The following is a 20,563-nucleotide window of genomic DNA, read 5'->3' as shown; positions in this document are numbered from 1 at the left end:
GGATTTACGGATCGATACGGCCAAGCTGTCGCTGCATCGCAGCATTCTAATCCGCGTTGACAGGCAGGGCTTGGGCTGCAAAATCTTGCAAATCGATCTGGAAGGCTTTGCACTTTTCAGACAGGAGGACCGACAGGATGAGCCTTGCCCCCCGCAAGACGAACCGCGCCCGCGCCTTGGCCGCAGCGACGGCTCTGATGGCGAGCCTATCGGCCCTGCCCTTTCAGGCCCGCGCCGAGACCCCGGCCGCGTCGCCTGCAGCCGCCGCCCTGACGGCGCTGCGTCAGCGTCCGCCACAGGACGAGGTCATTTACTTCCTGCTGCCCGACCGGTTCGCCAACGGCGATCCCTCGAACGACCACGGCGGCTACGCCCCCGAGCGGCTGAAGAGCGGCTTCGATCCGTCGGACACCGACTTCTACCACGGCGGCGATCTGGCCGGGGTGACGCAGCGGCTGGACTATATTCAGGGCCTGGGCGCCACCGCCGTCTGGCTGGCCCCCATCTTCAAGAACAAGCCGGTGCAGACGCACAACGGCTACACCGGCGCGGCGCACCACGGTTACTGGATCACCGACTTCACGGCCGTCGATCCCCATTTCGGCGACGAGGCCGCGATGCGGGCCCTGGTCGATGCGGCCCATGCGCGGGGCATGAAGGTCTATCTGGACATCGTCGCCAACCACACGGCCGACGTCATCCGTTATCGCGAATGCCCGGACCGGCCGTGCGAATACCGCAGCCGGGCCGACTATCCCTACACCCGCCGCGGCGGAGTGGACGGGGCGGCGATCAACGCGGGCTTCGACGGACGGGACTTCTCGCGCCTGACCCGGCCCGACTACGCCTACACCCCCTATGTCCCGGCGGGCGAAGAGACCGCCAAGGTCCCGGCCTGGCTGAACGACCCCATCCGCTATCATAACCGTGGCGACAGCACCTTTGCGGGCGAAAGCTCGCTGGACGGGGATTTCGCCGGTCTGGACGACCTGCTGACCGAGGACCCCGTCGTGGTCCAGGGCATGATCGACGTCTTCGGCGGCTGGATCGACAAATACGGGATCGACGGCTTCCGCATCGACACCGCCCGCCACGTGAACCCCGAGTTCTGGCAGGCCTTCATCCCCGCCATGCTGGAGCGGGCGCGGGCCAGGGGCATTCCGAACTTCCACATCTTCGGCGAGGTCTATGACCCCGACCCGGCGGTGACGGCGCGGTTCACGCGGGTGGACGCCTATCCGGCCGTGCTCGACTTCCCCTTCCAGAAGACGGCGGTGGAGGTCGCATCCGGCAAGACGGGGACCGACGCCCTGGCCCGACTGTTCGCCGCCGACGCGATCTACGCCAAGGGCGCCGAGACCGCCGCCGTCTTGCCGACCTTCCTGGGCAATCACGACATGGGTCGGGTCGGCTTCTTCGTGAAACAGGCCAATCCCGACGCCGACGAAGCCGAAATCCTGGCGCGGGTAAAGCTGGCCCACGCCCTGATGATGTTCAGCCGCGGCGTGCCGACCCTCTATTACGGCGACGAACAGGGCTTCGCCGGCGCCGGCGGCTATGGAAACTCGCGCCAGGACATGTGGCCCAGCCGGACTCAGGTCTATGCGGCGGAACAGCCGATCGGCGGACGGCAGACGCCCTATTCCACGACAGCGCCCCTCTATACGGCCATCGCCGAAATGGCCCGGATTCGCGCCGCTGATCCCGCCCTGCGCCGGGGCCGACAGGTCGTCCGCGCGGCGGGCGATGCGCCCGGACTGTTCGCCCTGTCCCGCCTGGATGAGGCCGGCGGGGAGACCCTGGTCCTGTTCAACAGCTCGACCGCCGAGGCGACGGCCCAGGTCGAGGTGGAGCCCGGTTCGCTGCGGTGGCAAGCTGTGCGCGGCGACTGCGCCGCCCAGGCCTCCGCTCCGGCCAGCTACGCCGTCCGCATCCCCCCTCTCGACTACCTGATCTGCAAGAGCACGCCCCAGTGAACGCCCACAGCCTCGACCTCGCGACCGCCGCCCAGCCGGCGACCGCCCATCACGAATGGTGGCGGGGCGCCGTCCTGTACCAGATCTATCCGCGCAGTTTCGCCGATGCGAACAACGACGGGGTCGGCGACCTGAAGGGGATCACCGATCATCTGGATCACGTCGCCTCGCTGGGCGTGGACGGCATCTGGCTGTCGCCCTTCTTCACCTCGCCGATGAAGGACTTCGGCTATGACGTCGCCGACTATTGCGACGTCGATCCGATCTTCGGGACCCTGGCCGATTTCGACGCCCTGGTGGCGCGGGCCCATGCACTGGGCCTGAAGGTGGTGATCGACCAGGTCTTTTCGCACACCTCGGACGAGCACCCCTGGTTCCTGGACAGCCGGGCCTCGCGCTCAGGCCCGCACGCCGACTGGTACGTCTGGGCCGACGCCAAGCCGGACGGATCGCCGCCGTCGAACTGGCAGTCGGTGTTCGGCGGTCCGGCCTGGACCTGGGACGCGCGACGCGGCCAGTACTATATGCACAACTTCCTGGCCTCGCAGCCGCAGCTGAACGTGCGCAATCCGGCGGTTCAGGACGCCCTGATCGCGGCGGCGCGCTTCTGGCTGGACCGGGGCGTCGACGGCTTCCGGCTGGACGCCATCAACTTCTCCATCCACGACCTGAAGCTGACCGACAATCCTCCGATCAACGACGGCAAGAAGCGGACCCGGCCCTTCGACTTCCAGGACAAGATCTACAATCAGAGCCAGCCCGAGATCCTCGGCTTCCTGAACCGGATCCGCGCCCTGACCGACAGCTATGAGGGGCGGTTCACCGTCGCCGAGGTCGGCGGCGATCACGCCGACCGCGAGATGAAGGAATACACCGCCGGAACCGATCGCCTGCACTCGGCCTATGGCTTCCTCTATCTGTACGCCGACACGCTGAAGAGCGAACTGGTCGCGCGGGGCGAAACCATGTGGCCGGATCAGCAGGGCGAAGGCTGGCCGTCCTGGACCTTCTCCAACCATGACGCGCCGCGCGCCGTGTCGCGCTGGGCGCAAGGGCGGGACCGCAAGGCCTTCGCCGAGATGGCCCTGATGCTGCTGGTCTGCCTGCGCGGCAATGTCTTCGTCTATCAGGGCGAGGAGCTGGGCCTGCCCCAGGCCGAGGTGCCGTTCGAGCGGCTGGTCGATCCCGAGGCCATCGCCAACTGGCCCGAGACCCTGGGCCGCGACGGCGCCCGCACGCCCATGCCCTGGCATGCGGATCAGGCCAACGCCGGTTTCTCCACCGTCGAACCCTGGCTGCCGGTCGATCCCCGTCACCTGCCGCTGGCGGTGGATGCCCAGGAAGCCGATCCGGGCTCCACCTTGCACGTCGCCCGCCGCATGATCCGGCTGCGTCATCAGCACCCGGCCCTGCGCTTCGGCGCCATGGCGCCGATCCAGACCTCGGACCTTCTGGTTTTCGAACGCCAGGAGCGCGGCGGCGGCGAAGAGCGGCTGCTGTGCGTCTTCAACCTGGGTCACGCGCCGGTCGAGTGGAGCCCCCCCGCCGAGGCGACGCAGATCGAGGCGATCAATTGGAGCCAGGGCGACGGCGCCGCCCTGCCTCCGCTCGCCGGCCTGGTCTTCAGACTGGCATGATCCGTTCAGCCGCCACAGGTCTCGCGCACGATCAGGTCGGTGGGCACCCGTTCCGACCGTCCGGCCGTCGCGCCCCCGTGGTCCAGCAGTTTGGACACCATCAGCCGCCCGGCCTTCATCGTGTCCTGGGCGATGGTGGACAGGGCCGGGCGCGAGTAGCGGCTGAAGGGCACATTGTCGAAGCCGATGACGGAGACGTCGCCGGGCACGGTCAGGCCGGCGTGTTCCAGCGCGCGCACCGCGCCCAGGGCGATCTGATCGGAGGCCGCCACCACCCCGTCGAACCTGACGCCCCGGCGCACCAGAGCGTCCACGGCGGCCTCGGCGGACTCGACCTCGAAATGGGCCGGCACGATCAGATCGGCCTCGACCGACAGACCCGCCGTCTCCAGCGCCGCCAGATAGCCGCGATGCCTCTGCATGGCCTCGGGCGGATCCAGATCGCCCAGAAAGACGATGCGCGTGCGGCCCAGCCGCGCCAGATGCGCCGTCGCGCGGCGGCCGCCGGAGAAGTTGTCGGAGCCGATCGAGCAATAGTCCTGTTCCGGCAGGTCGGCGCCCCAGACCACGAAGCGATGGTCGCCCGCCGCCAGCCGGTTGAAGGCGCCGTGCAGGCTGGACTGACCCAGGAAGATCACCCCGTCCGCGCGACTGGTGTTCATCGCCGCCGCCAGCTCGTCATAGGTGGCCGGCGAAATATGGCTCATCAGCAGGTCGCAGCCGCGTTCACGCGCCGCCTCGCCCACCCCGGCCAGCAGCTCCAGGAAGAAGGGGTCGGAGATCCGGCCCTCCCGTCCCTGGGGCCGCGGCGTCACCAGGGCGATGGTGCCCTGAGCCCCGATCGGACCGGCGGGCATGTAGCGGCGGAACGGATAGTCGTGCTCCTTCGCCAGCTTCCAGATCAGCTGTTTGGTGCGGTCATTGACGGCGGGGCTGTCGTTCAGCGCCCGCGAGGTGGTGGCGACGGAGACGCCGGCCAGGCGCGCGATGTCTTCAAGTCGGGTTGTCTTGCGGCTCAAGGTCGCGGGTCCTCAGCACAGGCTTTCGGGCCTGCAAATTTTTCTGCAAACGTTTCAGCCACCGTTCGCAGCGGTTGGCAAGAGGCGGCGTAACGGAGTTCACAGATGAAGCGCAGATCCTTCCTGGCCCTCGGCGGCGCCTCGATCCTGGCCTTCGGCGCCACGGGCGTTCGCGCCCAGACCGCGCCGACCCACGCCCGCGCCTCTTCGCCCGGCGGGGTGCTGACGGTTGAGGCCTTCACCGACAACGACGGCCGGCCGATGTATGCGGTGCTGCGTCAGGGGCGGATGGTCGTGGCCCCCTCCAAGCTCGGCTTCCTGCTGACCGACGCCCCCGCCCTCGAGCGCGGCCTGGCGATCACGGCCGGTCAGCCGGTGACCTTCGATGAGACCTGGGAGCAGCCCTGGGGCGAGCGCCGCTTCATCCGCAACCACTATAACGAATGGCGGGTCTCCTATGCCGAGACCGGCGGGCTGCAACGGCGCGTCGACGTGGTCTTCCGCCTGTATGACGACGGCCTGGGCTTCCGCTACGACTTCCCGGACCAGCCGGCCCTGAAGACGGTTCGCATCGGCTCCGAGATCACCGAGTTCAACCTGGCCGAGGACGGCGAGGCCCTGTGGTGCCCCGCCTGGGAATGGAATCGCGAGGAATACCTCTACAGCCGCACCCCGATCAGCGCGGTCGGCAGCGCTCAGACGCCGATGACGGTCAAGGGACGGTCGGGCCTGCACGTCTCGATCCACGAGGCCGCCTGCATCGACTACGCCGGGATGAACCTGCGCCGGTCGGAGGACACCAAGTTCCGCGCCCAGCTGACGCCCGGCCTGACCAACGCCGCCGTGGTGCGCCAGGCGCCGTTCAACACACCCTGGCGGACGCTGCAGATCTCGGACAGCGCTGCGGGCTTGATCGACTCCAGCCTGATCCTGAACCTGAACGAGCCCAACAGGCTGGGCGACGTCAGCTGGTTCAAGCCGATGAAATACGTCGGCGTCTGGTGGGAGATGCATCTGGATCTGAAGAGCTGGAACTCCGGCCCCAAACACGGCGCAACCACCGAGAACGCCATCAAACACATCGACTTCGCCGCCGAGCACGGCTTGGGCGGGGTGCTTGTCGAGGGCTGGAACAAGGGCTGGGACGGCCAATGGTTCGCCAATGGTTCGGACTTCAGCTTCACCGAAGCCTATCCCGACTTCGACATCGAGGCGGTCTGCGCCCACGCCCGGTCCAAGGGCGTCCAGCTGATCGGCCACCACGAAACCGGCGGCAACGCCTTCCACTATGAGCAGCAGCTCGAACCGGCCATGGCCCTGTATGAGCGGCTGGGCGTCCATTCGGTCAAGACCGGCTATGTCGCCGACGCAGGCGGCGCTCGCGTCGCCGGGCCGGACGGCCGGATGGTGATGGCCTGGCACGAGAGCCAGGCCATGGCCCAGCACCATATGAAGGTCGTCGAGGCGGGCGCGCGCCACAAGGTGGCGATCAACGCCCACGAACCGTTCAAGGATACGGGCCTGCGCCGCACCTATCCGAACATCATCAGCCGCGAGGGCCAGCGCGGCATGGAGTATTCGGCCTGGGGCAATCCCGGCAATCCGCCCGAGCACGAGCCGAACCTGGTCTTCACCCGCCTGCTGGCCGGGCCGATGGACTATACGCCCGGCATCTTCGGCATGGAGACGCGCAGCCCCGGCGGGGTGCAGACGACCTGGGCCAAACAGCTGGCCCTGTATGTCGTCATCTACAGCCCGATCCAGATGGCGGCCGATCTGCTGGTCAATTACGAGGCCAATCCCGGCCCCTTCCAGTTCATCAAGGACGTGCCGGTCGACTGGGCCGAGACCCGCGTGCTCGCGGCCGAGATGGGCGACTATGTCGCCATAGCGCGCAAGGATCGGACCTCCGACGTCTGGGCCCTTGGGGCCATCACCGACGAGCATCCGCGCGTCCTTACGGCGCCTCTGGACTTCCTGGACCCCGGCCGGCGCTACCGGGCCGAAATCTATCGCGACGGGCCGGACGCCGACTATCGCGGCAAGCGCGAGGACATCGTCATCGAGCAGCGCGAGGTGACGTCGGCGGACACGCTGACGCTGGCGCTCGCGCCCGGCGGCGGCCAGGCGATCCGGTTCGTGCCGTTCGGGCGGGGGCGTCGGTGATGGGCGACTTTCAGATCCTCTCCCGCTTGCGGGAGAGGTGGCCCGTCGATCGCGCAGCGATCCAGGGTCGGAGAGGGAAGTCTTCTGACAGAAGGCTGAACTCCCCCCATCGTCACGCGTGTCGCTGCGCGCCACGACGCGACACTTCCCCCGCAAGCGGGGGAAGGTCATGAGCGCCGCCGCCCCCCTCCTCTCCCGCCGCCCGCGCCTGTCCGGCCTGGCGATCTGGAACATGTGCGTCGGCTTCTTCGGCATCCAGATCGGCTTCGGCCTGCAGAACGCCAACACCAGCCGGATCTTCCAGACCCTGGGCGCCGAGGTCGACAGCCTGGCCATCCTCTGGATCGCCGCGCCGTTGACCGGCCTGTTGGTCCAGCCCCTGGTCGGCCATTTCAGCGACAAGACCTGGACCCGGTTCGGGCGTCGCCGCCCCTATTTCCTGGTCGGGGCGATCCTGACCACCCTGGCCCTGATCGCCATGCCCAACAGCCCCGGCCTGTGGTTCGCCGCCGCCATGCTGTGGATCATGGACGCCTCGATCAACATCACCATGGAGCCGTTCCGCGCCTTCGTCGGCGACAATCTGCCGGAGGAGCAGCGCACCGCCGGCTATGCGATGCAGAGCTTCTTCATCGGCGCGGGCGCCGTCTTCGCCTCGGTCCTGCCCTGGCTGCTGTCGAACGTCTTCGGCGTCGTCTCGACCGCCGAGGCGGGCGTCGTGCCCCTGTCGGTCAAGATCGCCTTCTATGTCGGGGCCGCCGGCCTGTTCACGGCCGTGCTGTGGACGGTCTTGAGCACCCGCGAATACAGCCCCGAACAGCTCGCCGCCTTCGAGCGGACGCGGCTTCAGGCCCTCGGCGCCGCCCCCGCCGACGACGCGCCCGAGGCGCCGGCCCGCAGCGTCCGCGGCTGGCTGGGGTCCGGCCTGATCTGCGCCGTCCTGGGCGCCCTTGGCCTGGTGCTGATCGCCGCTCTCGATCTGGAGAAGGAGCTGCTGGTCCTGGCCGGCTTCTTCGTCGGCTTCGGCCTGTTGCAGATCGCCGTGGGCATGATGCAGCGCCGCCGCATCGCCAACGCCGTGACCGAGATCCTGAACGACGTCTATCGCATGCCCCAGACCATGCGCGACCTGGCGGTGGTCCAGTTCTTCAGCTGGTTCGCCCTGTTCGCCCTGTGGATCTACACCACCGCCGCCGTGACCAGCGTCCATTTCGGCACGGCCGACACCACCTCGGCCGCCTACGCCGCCGGGGCCGACTGGGTGGGGGTTCTGTTCGGGGTCTATAACGGGGTCGCGGCCCTGGCGGCCTTCACCCTGCCGGTTCTGGCCAGGCGGATCGGCCGCAGGGCGACCCACGCCCTGATGCTGATGCTCGGCGCGGCGGGTCTGTTCGGCGTCTTCCTGATCCGCGAGCCGGGCCTGCTGTGGCTGCCGATGGTCGGGGTCGGCTTCGCCTGGGCCTCGATCGTCTCCATGCCCTACGCCATCCTGTCGGCGGCTGTGCCGGCGCGGAAGATGGGCGTCTATATGGGCGTGTTCAACATCTTCATCGTCGTGCCCCAGCTGCTGGCGGCCACGGTGCTGGGCCTGATTCTGAAGCACTTCTTCAGCGGACAGGCGATCTGGGCCCTGGTGCTGGGCGCCGCCTCCTTCCTGCTGGCGGCCTTCAGCGCCCTGAGGGTGCGGGAGCAAAGGGCGTGAACCGCCGCGCGCTCCTAGCCCTGGCGGCCGCCCTGCCCTTCGCCGGCGCCGCACGGGCGCAGACGGCGGCCGGTCGTCTGATCCTCCACGAGGCCGTGACCTCGGCCCATGTGAAGGCGAGGAACGTCTCCGTCTGGCTGCCGCCCGGCTATGAGGCGTCGGATGCGGCCTATCCCGTCCTCTACATGCACGACGGACAGAATCTGTTCGATCCCTCGACGGCCAACTTCGGGGAATGGGGGGTGGACGAGCATCTGACGCGGCTGATCGCGGGCGGTCAGGTGCGCGCCCCCATCGTGGTCGGCGTCTGGAACACGGATCTTCGCCTGCGGGAATATGTTCCGGCCGATCTGATCGCGGCCCTGCCCGAGGACATGCGCGGCGATGTTCAGGCCGTCTATGGCGGCCCGCCCCTGTCGGACTGCTATATCCGCTTCCTGACCGAAGAGCTGAAACCCTTCGTGGACCGGACCTACCGCACCCTGCCCGGCCGCGAGGACACCCTGATCAGCGGCTCCAGCATGGGCGGGCTGATCTCCCTGTATGCGGTGATGAAGCGGCCGGAAGTCTTCTCCGCCGCCGCCTGTCTATCGACCCACTGGCCGCTGCGGGTCACAGGTCTGGACGGCCCAGGCCTGGAGGCCTGGCGCGAACGTCTGGTCGCCGCCTGGACCGGGGTGATCGAGCGCGGCCTGCCGGCGCCCGGCGCGAACCGCTTCTACTTCGACCGGGGCGATGAGACCCTGGATCAGTTCTACGCCGCCTTCCAGACCCAGGTGGACGCCGTCTTCCGCCGTCGCGGCTACGGCCCCGGCGATTTCCAGAGCCTGGTCTTCCCCGGCGCCCAGCACAATGAGGCCTCGTGGAACCAGCGGCTGGACGTTCCCCTGAGCTTTCTTCTTTCCCCCGCCCCCACGCGCAACCCGTGAGGACCACAATGCGTCACTTCCGTTCCTTCTGCCTCGCCGGCGCCGCCGGCCTGGCGCTCGCCTCGGCCGCCTCGGCCCAGTCCGGGATCGCTCCGGGCGCGCCGGGTGATCCGCCTACCTGGTCCAGCGCCGCCAAGACCGGCGCCGGGGCCTCCTATGAAGCCTATGTCGACGGCCAGTACCGTGACGGCGGCCCGACCGGCGCGGTGTCGAAGGTCTGGTTCTCCATCGCCGACGGCGTTCTGACCGAAACCATGTACGGCCTGATCCACGAGGCCCAGATCAAGGCGCTTCGCTTCGCCGTCGTCACCCCTGACGGCCTGGCTGTGGAGGGCGCCGACACCACCGAGCAGACCGAATATCTGCATACGGACGCCCAGGGCCGCCCCCTGTCGCCGGCCTATAGGGTCACCACGCGCGACAAGGCCGGCCGGTTCGAAATCGAGAAACGCATCTTCACCGACCCGGACCGCAACGCCCTGGTGCTGCGGGTCAAGATCACGGCCCTGAGCGGAGAGGCCACGCCCTATCTGCTGCTGGAGCCGCACATCGCCAACACCGGCGTCGACGACCGGGGTCAGGTCACGCGCCAGGCCTTCCATGCCTGGGAAGGCGACACCCATCTGGTGCTCAAGCCGAGCCGTCCGTTCGACAAGGCCGGCGTCGGCTTCGTCGGCGCCTCGGACGGTCTGACCGACCTGAAGGACGGCCGGATGGACTGGACCTACGCCTCCACCGGTGAGACGGCGGGCAATACGATGATGACGGGCGCCCTGCCGCGCCTGCGTCAGGGGCAGAGCCTGAGCCGAGATTTCGTGATCGGCTTCGGCTCCAGCGAGGCCGAGGCCCAGGCGGCGGCGGACGGCGCCTTCGCTGTCGGCCTGGACGAGGTTCTGGCCCGGTTCAACGGCGAGGGTGATCGCATCGGCTGGGAGGACTATGTCGCCTCCCTGACCGAACTGCCGCGCATCGCCGAACAGGCGACGGACGGAGGCAAGCTGGCCTACGCCTCGGCCCTGATGCTGAAGGTGCAGGAGGACCGCACCCATGCCGGCGCCCTGATCGCCTCCCTGTCCAACCCCTGGGGCGACACGGTGGACGCCTCCAAGTCCTCCACCGGCTACAAGGCCGTCTGGCCGCGCGACTTCTATCAGGTGGCCATGGCCCTGGCGGCCCTGGGCGACAAGGAGACGCCGCTGGCGGCCTTCAACTATCTGCCCCAGGTCCAGGTCGGCCCGAACACGCCCGGCAATACCGGCGTCGGCGGCTGGTTCCTGCAGAAAACCCATGTGGACGGCGAACTGGAATGGGTGGCGGTCCAGCTGGACCAGACGGCCATGCCGATCATGCTGGGCTATCGTCTGTGGAAGCTGGGCTGGCTGTCCGACGCCCAGATGGCCGACCACTATCGTTCGATGCTGAAGCCGGCGGCCGACTTCCTGGTGGACGGCGGCAAGATCGGCCTTCTGTGGAACGACGCCGAGATCAAGCCGCCCTTCACCCAGCAGGAGCGGTGGGAAGAGCAGCAGGGCTATTCCCCCTCCACAACCGCCGCCGTGGTGGCCGGGCTGACGGTCGCTGCCGAAATGGCGCGCGCCTCGGGCGATGCGGCGGGAGCGACCCGCTATCAGCTCGCCGCCGACAGCTACGCCTCCAAGATCGAAGAGCGGATGTTCACGACCAGCGGCGACTTCGGCGACGGCCGCTATTTCATCCGCATCACTCAGAACGAGAACCCGAACGACAAGGCCCCGATCGGCGCCGCCAACGGCCAGATCGCGCCCCAGGAGGACCGGGTCGTGGACGGCGGCTTCCTGGAACTGGTCCGCTACGGGGTGCGAAAGGCCGACGATCCGCACATCCTGTCGACCCTGCCCGTCTATGACGACCAGAGCCTGGAGGACCTGTACCGGGTCCGCTACGACTTCGGGCCGGAGGGCGACCAGACGCCGGGCTGGCGCCGCTACGGCGTCGACGGCTATGGCGAGGATCATGTCACGGGCGCCAACTACGGCGTCGGCGGGCAGATGAGCCCTGGTCAGCGGGGGCGGGTCTGGCCCTTCTTCACCGGCGAGCGCGGCCACTATGAGCTGGCCCGCGTCAGCCTGAACGGCGCTCCGTCCGCCGCCGACATCGCCGCCATCCGCCAGACCTATGTGCGCGGCATGGAGCGGTTCGCCAATGACGGGCTGATGCTGGCCGAACAGGTCTGGGACGGGGTCGGCGACCCGACCGAGCGCGACTACGCCCTGGGCCAGAACACCGACTCGGCCACCCCCCTGGCCTGGACCCATGCCGAATATCTGAAGCTGCTGCGGTCCTTGGCCGACGGCAAGGTGTGGGATCGGTACGAGCCGGTCGAAAGCCGCTACGCCCGCTGATACGAAAAAGGCCCCGGAGCCAGTGCTCCGGGGCCTCATTCAGCCTATCAAACGAACCGCTGGATCAGAACGCCACCTTGATCCCGGCGACCACACGGTCCTCATAGTTCGCCGCATTATCGACATCGGTGTCGTAATAGCGGACGTCCACAGCCAGATCGTCCGTGAGCGCATAAGCGACACCGACATTCCAAGTGAGATAGTCGTCGCTGACGTCCAGCCATTGCTTGCCGACCGCTCCCGAAACCGTCCACTTGTCAATCGGACTGAAGGTGGCGTTCACTTCCGCATAGGTCGCCTCATCATCCACGCCGAAGAAGTCAGGCGAATAGTAGGCCACCGCGCCTACGGTCGCCCGTCCAAACGCTCGGGACACGCCCAGCTTCGCTTCGGCGTACGTGTAGTCCGCAAAGGCGGGCTCCTTAGCATAGGTATAGCCTACCAGACCCGCATCCCAGGCGAAGCCGGCCGCTTCCCAACGATAACCGCCATACATATCGACCTCGGCGTCCGTCGTGTCCCCGAAATCGACTGTGGAGGCCCACACGCCGGCGTAAAAACCGCCTGCCGTCAGATCCAGGCCGCCCTGGATAGCGGCATCTTCGTTGGTTTGGCTGACGCCCCGGAAAACGTAATCGGTGACGATGCCGAAATTCCCGCTTACCGAGACATCGACGTTGCTCTGGGCTGAAGCCGGCGCAGCCAGGCCGAACAGCCCGACGGTCGCAGCGGCGGCAGCCGCCAAACGAAACACTTTGAAGTCCATTGTCATTATCCCTTATGATTCGAGAGAGGTCGGCGAGCGCCGAAGAATTGGGAGAGCGCGGCCGGCGGGCCGCACCCTCCGGTTTCAGTGTTCCAGCGCCTCGCCGTGCAGCGAGGTGTCCAGACCGGCGGCTTCTTCCGCCTCGCTGACCCGCAGACCCGTGGTGAACTTGCAGATCACCAGGATGATGAAGGTCCCGACCGCGCTATAGGCGATCGTCCAGGCCAGGCCGATGGCCTGGGCCCCGACATTGGCGCCTTCCGACAGGCTGTTGATCGCCGTGGTGGCGAAGACGCCGGTCAGCAGGGCGCCGATCAGGCCGCCCGCGCCGTGGATGCCGAAGGCGTCCAGCGAGTCGTCGTAGCGCAGCAGCTTCTTGATCCAGACCGACGAGATGTAGCAGACCGGACCGGCGATCAGGCCGATGATGACCGCCCCCTTGGGATCGACGAAGCCGGCCGCAGGGGTGATGGCGACCAGGCCGGCGACCACGCCCGACAGCATGCCGATCAGCGAGACCTTCTTCTTTTCGATCAGTTCGATGATCTTCCAGGTCAGGGCGGCGGCGGCGGCGGCCAGCACCGTGTTCAGCAGGGCCACGCCCATCAGCTCATTGGCCGCGCCCGCCGAACCGGCGTTGAAGCCGATCCAGCCGACCAGCAGCAGCGAGGCGCCGATCATGGTCAGGACAGGGTTGTGCGGATTGATCGGCTCGACCCCATAGCCTTTGCGGCGGCCCAGGAAGATGGCGCAGACCAGACCGGCCACGCCCGAGTTGACGTGAACCACCGCGCCGCCGGCGAAGTCCAGCACGCCGGCGGAACCGAGGAAGCCGCCGCCCCACACCCAGTGACAGATGGGGGAATAGATCAGCAGCGACCACAGGGCCGTGAACAGCAGCAGGCCCGAATATTTCATCCGCTCGGCGAAGGCGCCGGTGACCAGGGCCGGGGTGATGATGGCGAAGGTCATCTGGAAGGCGATGAACAGATATTCCGGAATGCCCGTCAGCAGGCTGTTGGCCGTGCCAAGGGTCACGCCGTTCAGGAACAGCATGTCCAGGCTGCCGACATAGGGCTGAAGCGCGGCGTCGGCGTTGGCGCCGAAGGCGATGCTGTAGCCCGCGATGAACCAGACCAGGGAGACGACGGCGAAGACGCCGACCGACTGGGTGATGGTGGCGATGACGTTCTTGCGCCGCACCATGCCGCCGTAGAACAGGGCCAGTCCCGGCAGGGTCATCAGCAGGACCAGGGCCGTGGACGTGCCCAGCCAGGCCGTGCCCGCGCCGTCCAGCTCCAGCGCCGACTGGTGCGCCAGCAGGGCGGGCGCCGCCTCCGGCGTCTGGGCGAAGGCCCCGCCGGCGTAAAAGAGCCCGATGGTCAGAAGCAGGAGCGCAGCGCCCCCCGGAAGTCGATTCCAAACGTGCGACATAAGCAAATACCCCCTTAGCAATCTCGCAAGTGCGAAGGTTTTACTGCAATCGCGTTCGACGCAAGGGGGTCAGGCTGAAACGGTGCAACTTTCTTGCAACGGTCCTGTCAAAAAAGTTAAGCCTCGCATGATCCATTCGTCGTGCGAGGCTTAAGGTTCAGATTCATGTTTCAAGGAACGCTGTTCCCGGCATGAAATTCAGGGGCGGCGCGACGCCCCTCAGGCCCAGTGCATCTGCACCCGGTGCGCCGTCGCCCAGTGAATGGCGCGGATGGCGTCGATGACGGCCTCGGTCGCCCCCCGCGTGCCCAGGGCTCCGCCGAGATCGGCGGTCACGGCGCCCGCCGCCAGGACGGCGGCGACGGCGGCCTCAATGGAATCCGCCTCGGCCTCCAGCTTCAGACTGTGACGCAGCAAGAGGGCCGCCGACAGAATCGTGCCGACCGGATTGGCCAGATCCTGACCGGCGATGTCCGGCGCCGACCCGTGGATCGGTTCGAACAGGCCCGGCCCTTCCGTGCCCAGCGACGCCGACGGCAGCAGGCCGATGGAGCCGCCCAGCACCGAAATCTCGTCCGACAGGATGTCGCCGAACATGTTCTCGGTCAGGATGACGTCATATTCGCGGGGCTTCCTGATCAGGTGCATGGCCATGGAATCGACCAGGGCGTGCTCCAGCGCGATCTCGGGGAACTCCTCGGCATGGATGCGGGTGACCACTTCGCGCCACAGGCGGCTGGTCTCCATCACATTGGCCTTGTCGACCGAAGTCACCTTGCCGCGGCGCTGGCGGGCCGTCTGGAAGGCGGCGCGGGCGACGCGCTCGATCTCAGGGACCGTATATTCGCACAGGTCGGTGGCGCGGTCGGCGGTGCGGGTCTTTTCCCCGAAATAGACGCCGCCGGTCAGTTCGCGAAAGACGATCAGATCGACGCCCTCGACGATCTCCTTCTTCAGCGGCGAACGGTGCGCCAGGACCGGCGATACCTGCAGCGGCCGCAGATTGGCGAACAGACCCATCGCCTTGCGGATCGCCAACAGGCCTTCCTCGGGCCGGCGCTTGCCGCCGTCCCATTTGGGGCCGCCCACCGCGCCCAGCAGGACGGCGTCGGCGGCGACGCAGGCGGCGCGCGTCGCCTCAGGCAGGGGCTCGCCCGTCTCGTCGATGGCGGCGCCGCCGATCAGATGTTCGGTGAAGTTGAAGTTGTGGCCGTAGAAGTCGCCGATGACCGCCAGCACGTCGCGCGCGGCCCGCGTCACCTCCGGCCCGACGCCGTCGCCGGGCAACAGGACGATCTCATAGGTCTTGGGGGCGGCTTGGGTCATCAGACGGTCTCTCTCGAACGCTCGAAGGCTTCGATCTCTGGCAGGTTTGATTGCAGCCAGCCCAGGGTGTCCACCCCGTTCAACAGACACTGGCGCGCGAAGGATTCGACCTCGAACGGCACGGGCTGGGCATTGCCGCGCCGGATCTCCCGGGCTTCGAGGTCGATTGTGACCGGCTGGTCCGGCTGCGACGCCAGATCGTCCCAGACATCCTGGCTGACGACGATCGGCAGCAGGCCGTTTTTCAAGGCGTTAGATGTAAAAATGTCAGCGATTTCGGTCGAGATCACCGCCCGGAACCCATAGTCGTACAGGGCCCAGGGGGCATGTTCGCGCGACGAGCCGCAGGCGAAATTCTTGCCCGCCAGCAGGATGCGATGCTCGGCCGGATCGATCCGGTTCAGAATGGCTTCGGGCTTTTCCGAACCGTCGGCCTCATAGCGCCAGTCATAGAAGGCCGCCTTGCCCAGACCCTCGCGCGTGGTCGTCGTCAGGAACCGCGCCGGAATGATCTGGTCGGTGTCGATATTGGCCTGGCTCAGGATCACCGTGCGGGAGGTCAGGACCTGGAAGGGTTCGGACATGTCAGGCCTCCGCCGTTTCGCGCACGGCGTCGTTCAGGAAGACGCGCGGATCGGTCAGCACACCGGCCACCGCCGTCGCCGCAGCCGTCGCGGGGCTGGCCAGTATGGTGCGGGCGTCCTTGCCCTGGCGGCCCTCGAAATTGCGGTTGGAGGTCGAGACGGCCAGCTGACCCGGCGCGACGAAATCCCCGTTCATGGCGATGCACATGGAGCAGCCGGGAATGCGCCATTCGGCCCCGGCGGCGATGAAGACCTCGTGCAGGCCTTCCGCCTCGGCGGCGCGGCGAACGGCCTCCGAACCGGGAACCACCAGCATTCGCAGGCCGGGCTTGACCTTGCGGCCGCGCAGAACCTCGGCGGCGACGCGCAGATCGGGCAGGCGGCCGTTGGTGCAGGAGCCGATGAAGACCACGTCCACCGGCTGGCTGGTCGTCGCCTCGCCGGCGGTGAAGCCCATATAGGCGATGGCCTTGCGGTCGGAATCCGACTGGGGTTGGGGCACGGGCGTACCGATCGGCGCGCCGGCGTCAGGGGTCGTGCCCCAGGTCGCCATCGGACGTATGGCGGCGCCGTCGATCACGACTTCCTTGTCGAAGGTCGCGCCCGGATCCGTGGCCAGCTTCAGCCATTCGGCCGTCGCCGCCTCATAGTCGGCGGGGACGTGCTTGCGGCCGCGCAGCCAGTCGATCGTGGTCTGGTCCGGCGCGATCATCCCCGCCCGGGCGCCGGCCTCGATGGACATGTTGCACAGGGTCATTCGCCCTTCCATGTCCAGCGACCGCACCGCCTCGCCGGCGTATTCGATGACATAGCCGGTGCCGCCGCCGAAGCCGATGGCGGCGATGACGGCCAGGGCGACGTCCTTGCCCGAGACGCCGGGCTCCAGCCGTCCGTTCACCGTCACCCGCATGGCCTTGGCCTTGCGCTGCAACAGGCATTGGGTCGCCAGCACATGGCCGACCTCCGAGGTGCCGATGCCGAAGGCCAGGGCTCCGAACGCCCCATGGGTGGCGGTATGGCTGTCGCCGCAGACGACCGTCATGCCCGGCTGGGTCAGGCCCAGCTCCGGCCCCATGACATGGACCACGCCCCGATCTTCGGACCCCCAGCCCGCCAGCGGAACCCCGTGGGCGGCGCAGTTCCGCTCCAGCGTATGGACCTGGGCCTCGGCCTGGGGGGTGACATAGGGTTTCAGCCCGTTCAGCCCCGCCGGCAGGGTCGGGGTCGAATGGTCCAGGGTGGCGTAGGTCCGGTCGGGCCGGCGCACCTTCAGGCCGCGCGCCTCGATTTCGGTGAAGGCCTGGGGGCTGGTGACCTCGTGCACCAGATGCAGGTCGATATACAGAACCCCCGGCGTATCCGCCGTCTCCGGGCGCACCACATGGGCGTCCCAGACCTTGTCGAACAGGGTCTTTGGATCAGGCATACTGGGCCACCGTCTCCTCAACGCCGTCGACGCGATCAATGATGGCGATCAGTTCGGCGTCGCTGATCTCGCCGATCTGGTCGGCGCGCTGTTTGAAGCCGGCGACGACGGCCGCCAAACGCTCGCCCTCGATCGGACGGCCGATGGTCTCGGCCCGCTTGGCGATGGCGTGGCGGCCCGAGTGCTTGCCCAGAACGAACCAGCTGCCTTCGAAGCCCACGTCCTGGGGCCGCATGATCTCATAGGTGCGGCTGTCGGCCAGCATGCCGTGCTGGTGAATGCCGGCCTCGTGGGCGAAGGCATTGATGCCGACCACCGACTTGTTGCGGGCGATGACCGTCTCGGTGATTTCGCACAGGATCTTGGAGGCGCGGACCAGATGACGGCTGTCGGCGCCGGTCGTGACGCCATAGCGGTCTTCGCGGACCTTCAGGGCCATGATGACCTCTTCGATCGAGGCGTTGCCGGCCCGTTCGCCGATGCCGTTGATCGCCCCTTCGACCTGACGCGCCCCGCCCTGGACCGCAGCCAAGGAGTTGGCGACCGCCATGCCCAGGTCGTCGTGGCAATGGGCGGAAAAGATCATATGGGGGTGGCGCTTGTGGATGCGCGCCGCCAAGGCGCGGAAGGTTTCACGAACATCCTCCGGGGTCGCATAGCCGACGGTGTCGGGCACGTTCAGGGTCCGGGCGCCGGCGTCGGCGGCGGCCTCCAGCACATCGGCCAGGAACTCAGGCTCGGTGCGGAAGGCGTCCTCGGCCGAGAACTCGACGTCGTCGAACAGGGTGCGGGCGTATTCGACCGCGCGCACGGCGGTCGACAGCACCTCGTTGGTCGACATCTTCAGCTTGGCGGTGCGGTGGATCGGGCTGGTGCCGATAAAGGTATGGCAGCGACGATGGGATTTCGGCGCGGGCTGCAGGGCGCGGAAGCTGGCGTCGATATCCTTTTCGTTGGCGCGCGACAGGGAGCAGAAGATCGGCCCCTCGACCTCGCCGGCCACGCGGCGGATGCAGTCCTCGTCGCCGGGCGAGGCGGCGGCGAAGCCGGCCTCGATAACGTCGACGCCCAGGTCCTTCAGGACCTGGGCCATCTTCACCTTGGCTTGGGCGGTCATGGAGAAGCCCGGCGCCTGCTCCCCGTCCCGCATCGTCGTGTCGAAGACGATGACCCGGTTGGGGTCGGCGGCGATCTCCTCAGTTCGGGATACGCCGGATACTCGTACTTGTTCGGCGGTCATTACGCAGCCTCGGATTGAATAATGTCGTTGCCGATCCGGCGCACGCCGAACAGGCGGTCGATCTGGCGACCCAGGTTTTCGATGCAACGGCCGGCGTCGCGGCCGCGGATGGTCAGGGCGATCCGACGGAAGGCGCCCTCGTCGGCCATGTTGATGCCGTCGATGTGGAAGCCCCGGCGCTCCACAAGACCGATGAGACGCTGAAGCGAACCGTCCGCACGGTCGATCTGGATGTGGATCGTGTTGCTCATCTCAGGAGCCCTCCATCATTTCAGCATTGCTCTTGCCCGGCGGAACCAGCGGCCAGACATTGTCTCGGGGATCGATGACCACATGGGCCAGGCAGGGACCGTCGGCGGCCAGCAGACGCTGGATGCCTTCGGACACCTGATCGCGGCGATCGATACGGAAGGCCTCGATGCCGAAGGCCTCGGCCACCTTCACGAAGTCCGGATTGTCGGACAGGTCGATCTCGGAATAGTTCTCGGCGAAGAACAGCTCCTGCCACTGGCGCACCAGGCCCAGCGAGGAGTTGTCGATCAGCACGATCTTCAGCGGCACGCCGTAGCGCTTCAGCGTCGCCAGCTCCTGGATGTTCATCATGAAGCCGCCGTCGCCGGCGATGGTGACGACGGTCGCCGAAGGATCGGCCAGCTTGGCGCCGATGCCGGCAGGCAGGCCAAAGCCCATGGCGCCCAGACCGCCCGAGGTGATGTGGGCCTCGGGCCGCGAGAAGCGACAGTGCATGGCCGCCCACATCTGGTGCTGGCCCACGTCGCAGGCGGCGACGAAGGCGTCTCCGGCGGCTTCGGACACTTCTTTCAGCAGGGCCGGGGCGTAGACCCCCTCGCCCGGCGCGTCATAGCGATAGGCGCTGGTCCGTGCGGCGTCGACGCACGCCTCGACCCAGGGCTGGATGTCCAGAGCCGGTCCGCCGGCCATCCGCGCCGTCAAGGCCTCGATCCCGTCCTTCAGCTCGCCGACCACGGCGACATTGGCCGCCCGCAGCTTGCCGACTTCAGAGGCGTCGATGTCGAAATGGACGATCCGAGCATTCGGCGCGAACTCGGCCAGCTTGCCGGTGGCGCGGTCGTCGAACCGGGCGCCGACGACGATCAGCAGATCGCTGTCCTGAACCGCATGATTGGCCGCGCGCGCGCCGTGCATGCCCAGCATGCCCAGCATGCCCGGCGCATCGGTCGGGATGGTGCCCAGGGCGTTCAGGGTCGAGACTTGGGGGATGCCGGTCGCGGCGACGAAGGCGCGCAAAGCCTCGGTCGCGCGGCCGATCTTCACTCCGCCGCCGACATAGACCAGCGGGCTCTTGGCGGCGCGGATCGCGGCCTCGGCGGCGGCGACGGCGTCGTGATCGATGCGCGGCGTCTCGTTGGGGATGTGGAAGCCGTAGTCGTCGCTGGTCGTGGCGAACTGCACGTCCTTGGGCAGGTCGACCAGGACCGGACCGGGACGGCCCGAGGCGGCGATGTGGAAGGCCTCCTCGACGGCGGCCGGAACATCGGCCGCGTCGCGGACCAGGATCGAGTGTTTCACGATCGGCAGGGTGACGCCCAGGATGTCGATCTCCTGGAAGGCGTCGGTCCCCATCAGCCCCTGGGCCACATTGCCGGTGATGCAGACGATCGGCGCCGAGTCCATCATCGCATTGGCGATGCCGGTGATCAGATTGGTCGCCCCCGGTCCCGAGGTGGCCAGACAGACCCCGACCCTGCCGCTCTTGCGCGCATAGGCGTCGGCGGCGAAGGCGGCGGCCTGTTCGTGCCGGACCAGAATATGTTTCAGCTTAGACCCGGCCAGGGCGTCATAGACCGGCATGATGGCGCCGCCCGGATAACCGAACACCACCTCCACGCCCAGCCGCTCCAGGGTGGAGACCAGCAGGCGCGCCCCCGATTGGGGGGCGGCCTCGGCTGAGGATTTGAAGGCGGCGGCGGTCATCAGGGTCATCCGGTCTTTCGC

At 67.7% G+C, this 20,563-nt stretch carries 15 protein-coding genes; 6 read left to right on the top strand and 9 right to left on the bottom strand.

Annotated features, from left to right (window positions below; genetic code table 11):
- Nucleotides 1–137 precede the first annotated feature (137 nt).
- Together JMT67_RS15700 and JMT67_RS15695 are read left to right on the top strand one after the other, a co-directional pair.
- Complete coding sequence (locus JMT67_RS15700; protein ID WP_201464139.1) at nucleotides 138–1,976, top strand: alpha-amylase family glycosyl hydrolase; 1,839 nt, start codon at nucleotides 138–140, stop codon at nucleotides 1,974–1,976.
- Complete coding sequence (locus JMT67_RS15695) at nucleotides 1,973–3,613, top strand: alpha-amylase family glycosyl hydrolase (RefSeq protein WP_201464138.1); 1,641 nt, start codon at nucleotides 1,973–1,975, stop codon at nucleotides 3,611–3,613. The genes JMT67_RS15700 and JMT67_RS15695 overlap by 4 nt, the downstream gene beginning before the upstream one ends.
- Nucleotides 3,614–3,618: 5 nt before the next feature.
- Here JMT67_RS15695 and JMT67_RS15690 read toward each other — a convergent pair whose 3' ends face one another.
- Nucleotides 3,619–4,632, bottom strand: a complete 1,014-nt coding sequence (locus JMT67_RS15690) for a LacI family DNA-binding transcriptional regulator (RefSeq protein ID WP_201464137.1) — start codon at nucleotides 4,630–4,632, stop codon at nucleotides 3,619–3,621.
- A gap of 105 nt (nucleotides 4,633–4,737) precedes the next feature.
- Between JMT67_RS15690 and JMT67_RS15685 the strand changes: the two genes are divergently transcribed.
- The 4 genes from JMT67_RS15685 to JMT67_RS15670 all read left to right on the top strand — a co-directional run bounded on the left by JMT67_RS15685 (nucleotide 4,738) and on the right by JMT67_RS15670 (nucleotide 11,810).
- A complete protein-coding gene (locus JMT67_RS15685) occupies nucleotides 4,738–6,798 on the top strand; it encodes a glycoside hydrolase family 97 protein (protein ID WP_201464136.1) in 2,061 nt (686 codons plus the stop codon).
- A 169-nt stretch (nucleotides 6,799–6,967) separates the two neighbouring features.
- On the top strand, nucleotides 6,968–8,500 hold the full coding sequence (locus tag JMT67_RS15680; RefSeq protein WP_201464135.1) for an MFS transporter: 1,533 nt from the start codon (nucleotides 6,968–6,970) through the stop codon (nucleotides 8,498–8,500).
- Nucleotides 8,497–9,429: an alpha/beta hydrolase gene (locus JMT67_RS15675; RefSeq protein ID WP_191555249.1), complete on the top strand. Its 933-nt coding sequence runs from the start codon at nucleotides 8,497–8,499 to the stop codon at nucleotides 9,427–9,429. The genes JMT67_RS15680 and JMT67_RS15675 overlap by 4 nt, the downstream gene beginning before the upstream one ends.
- A gap of 8 nt (nucleotides 9,430–9,437) precedes the next feature.
- Nucleotides 9,438–11,810 (top strand): glucan 1,4-alpha-glucosidase, encoded by a 2,373-nt coding sequence (locus tag JMT67_RS15670; protein ID WP_201464134.1) that lies wholly within the window; start codon nucleotides 9,438–9,440, stop codon nucleotides 11,808–11,810.
- Between the two features lie 64 nt (nucleotides 11,811–11,874).
- Here JMT67_RS15670 and JMT67_RS15665 read toward each other — a convergent pair whose 3' ends face one another.
- The 8 genes from JMT67_RS15665 to ilvG all read right to left on the bottom strand — a co-directional run bounded on the left by JMT67_RS15665 (nucleotide 11,875) and on the right by ilvG (nucleotide 20,551).
- Nucleotides 11,875–12,576, bottom strand: coding sequence for a TorF family putative porin (locus JMT67_RS15665; RefSeq protein ID WP_182714320.1), 702 nt, complete (start codon nucleotides 12,574–12,576; stop codon nucleotides 11,875–11,877).
- Nucleotides 12,577–12,660: 84 nt separating this feature from the next.
- Nucleotides 12,661–14,010 (bottom strand): ammonium transporter, encoded by a 1,350-nt coding sequence (locus JMT67_RS15660; RefSeq protein ID WP_201464133.1) that lies wholly within the window; start codon nucleotides 14,008–14,010, stop codon nucleotides 12,661–12,663.
- A gap of 219 nt (nucleotides 14,011–14,229) precedes the next feature.
- Nucleotides 14,230–15,336, bottom strand: a complete 1,107-nt coding sequence (leuB, locus tag JMT67_RS15655) for a 3-isopropylmalate dehydrogenase (protein WP_201464132.1) — start codon at nucleotides 15,334–15,336, stop codon at nucleotides 14,230–14,232.
- Entirely contained in the window at nucleotides 15,336–15,920 is a 585-nt protein-coding gene (leuD, locus tag JMT67_RS15650; RefSeq protein ID WP_201464131.1) for a 3-isopropylmalate dehydratase small subunit, read from the bottom strand. The genes leuB and leuD overlap by 1 nt, the downstream gene beginning before the upstream one ends.
- Before the next feature lies 1 nt (nucleotide 15,921).
- Nucleotides 15,922–17,346 carry a 3-isopropylmalate dehydratase large subunit gene (leuC, locus tag JMT67_RS15645; protein WP_201464130.1) on the bottom strand — a complete coding sequence of 475 codons (1,425 nt, stop codon included), beginning with the start codon at nucleotides 17,344–17,346 and terminating at the stop codon, nucleotides 15,922–15,924.
- Entirely contained in the window at nucleotides 17,339–18,586 is a 1,248-nt protein-coding gene (locus JMT67_RS15640) for a 2-isopropylmalate synthase (RefSeq protein ID WP_201464129.1), read from the bottom strand. The genes leuC and JMT67_RS15640 overlap by 8 nt, the downstream gene beginning before the upstream one ends.
- Entirely contained in the window at nucleotides 18,586–18,837 is a 252-nt protein-coding gene (locus JMT67_RS15635) for an ACT domain-containing protein (protein ID WP_166621380.1), read from the bottom strand. The genes JMT67_RS15640 and JMT67_RS15635 overlap by 1 nt, the downstream gene beginning before the upstream one ends.
- Nucleotide 18,838: 1 nt before the next feature.
- Nucleotides 18,839–20,551: an acetolactate synthase 2 catalytic subunit gene (gene ilvG / locus JMT67_RS15630; protein ID WP_201464128.1), complete on the bottom strand. Its 1,713-nt coding sequence runs from the start codon at nucleotides 20,549–20,551 to the stop codon at nucleotides 18,839–18,841.
- Between the last annotated feature and the right edge of the window lie 12 nt (nucleotides 20,552–20,563).

The sequence above is a fragment of the Brevundimonas aurantiaca genome (assembly GCF_904830995.1).
GTDB lineage: Bacteria > Pseudomonadota > Alphaproteobacteria > Caulobacterales > Caulobacteraceae > Brevundimonas > Brevundimonas aurantiaca.
The sequence above is the reverse complement of the archived record's forward strand: the minus strand, read 5'-3'. Positions and strand labels throughout refer to the sequence as shown.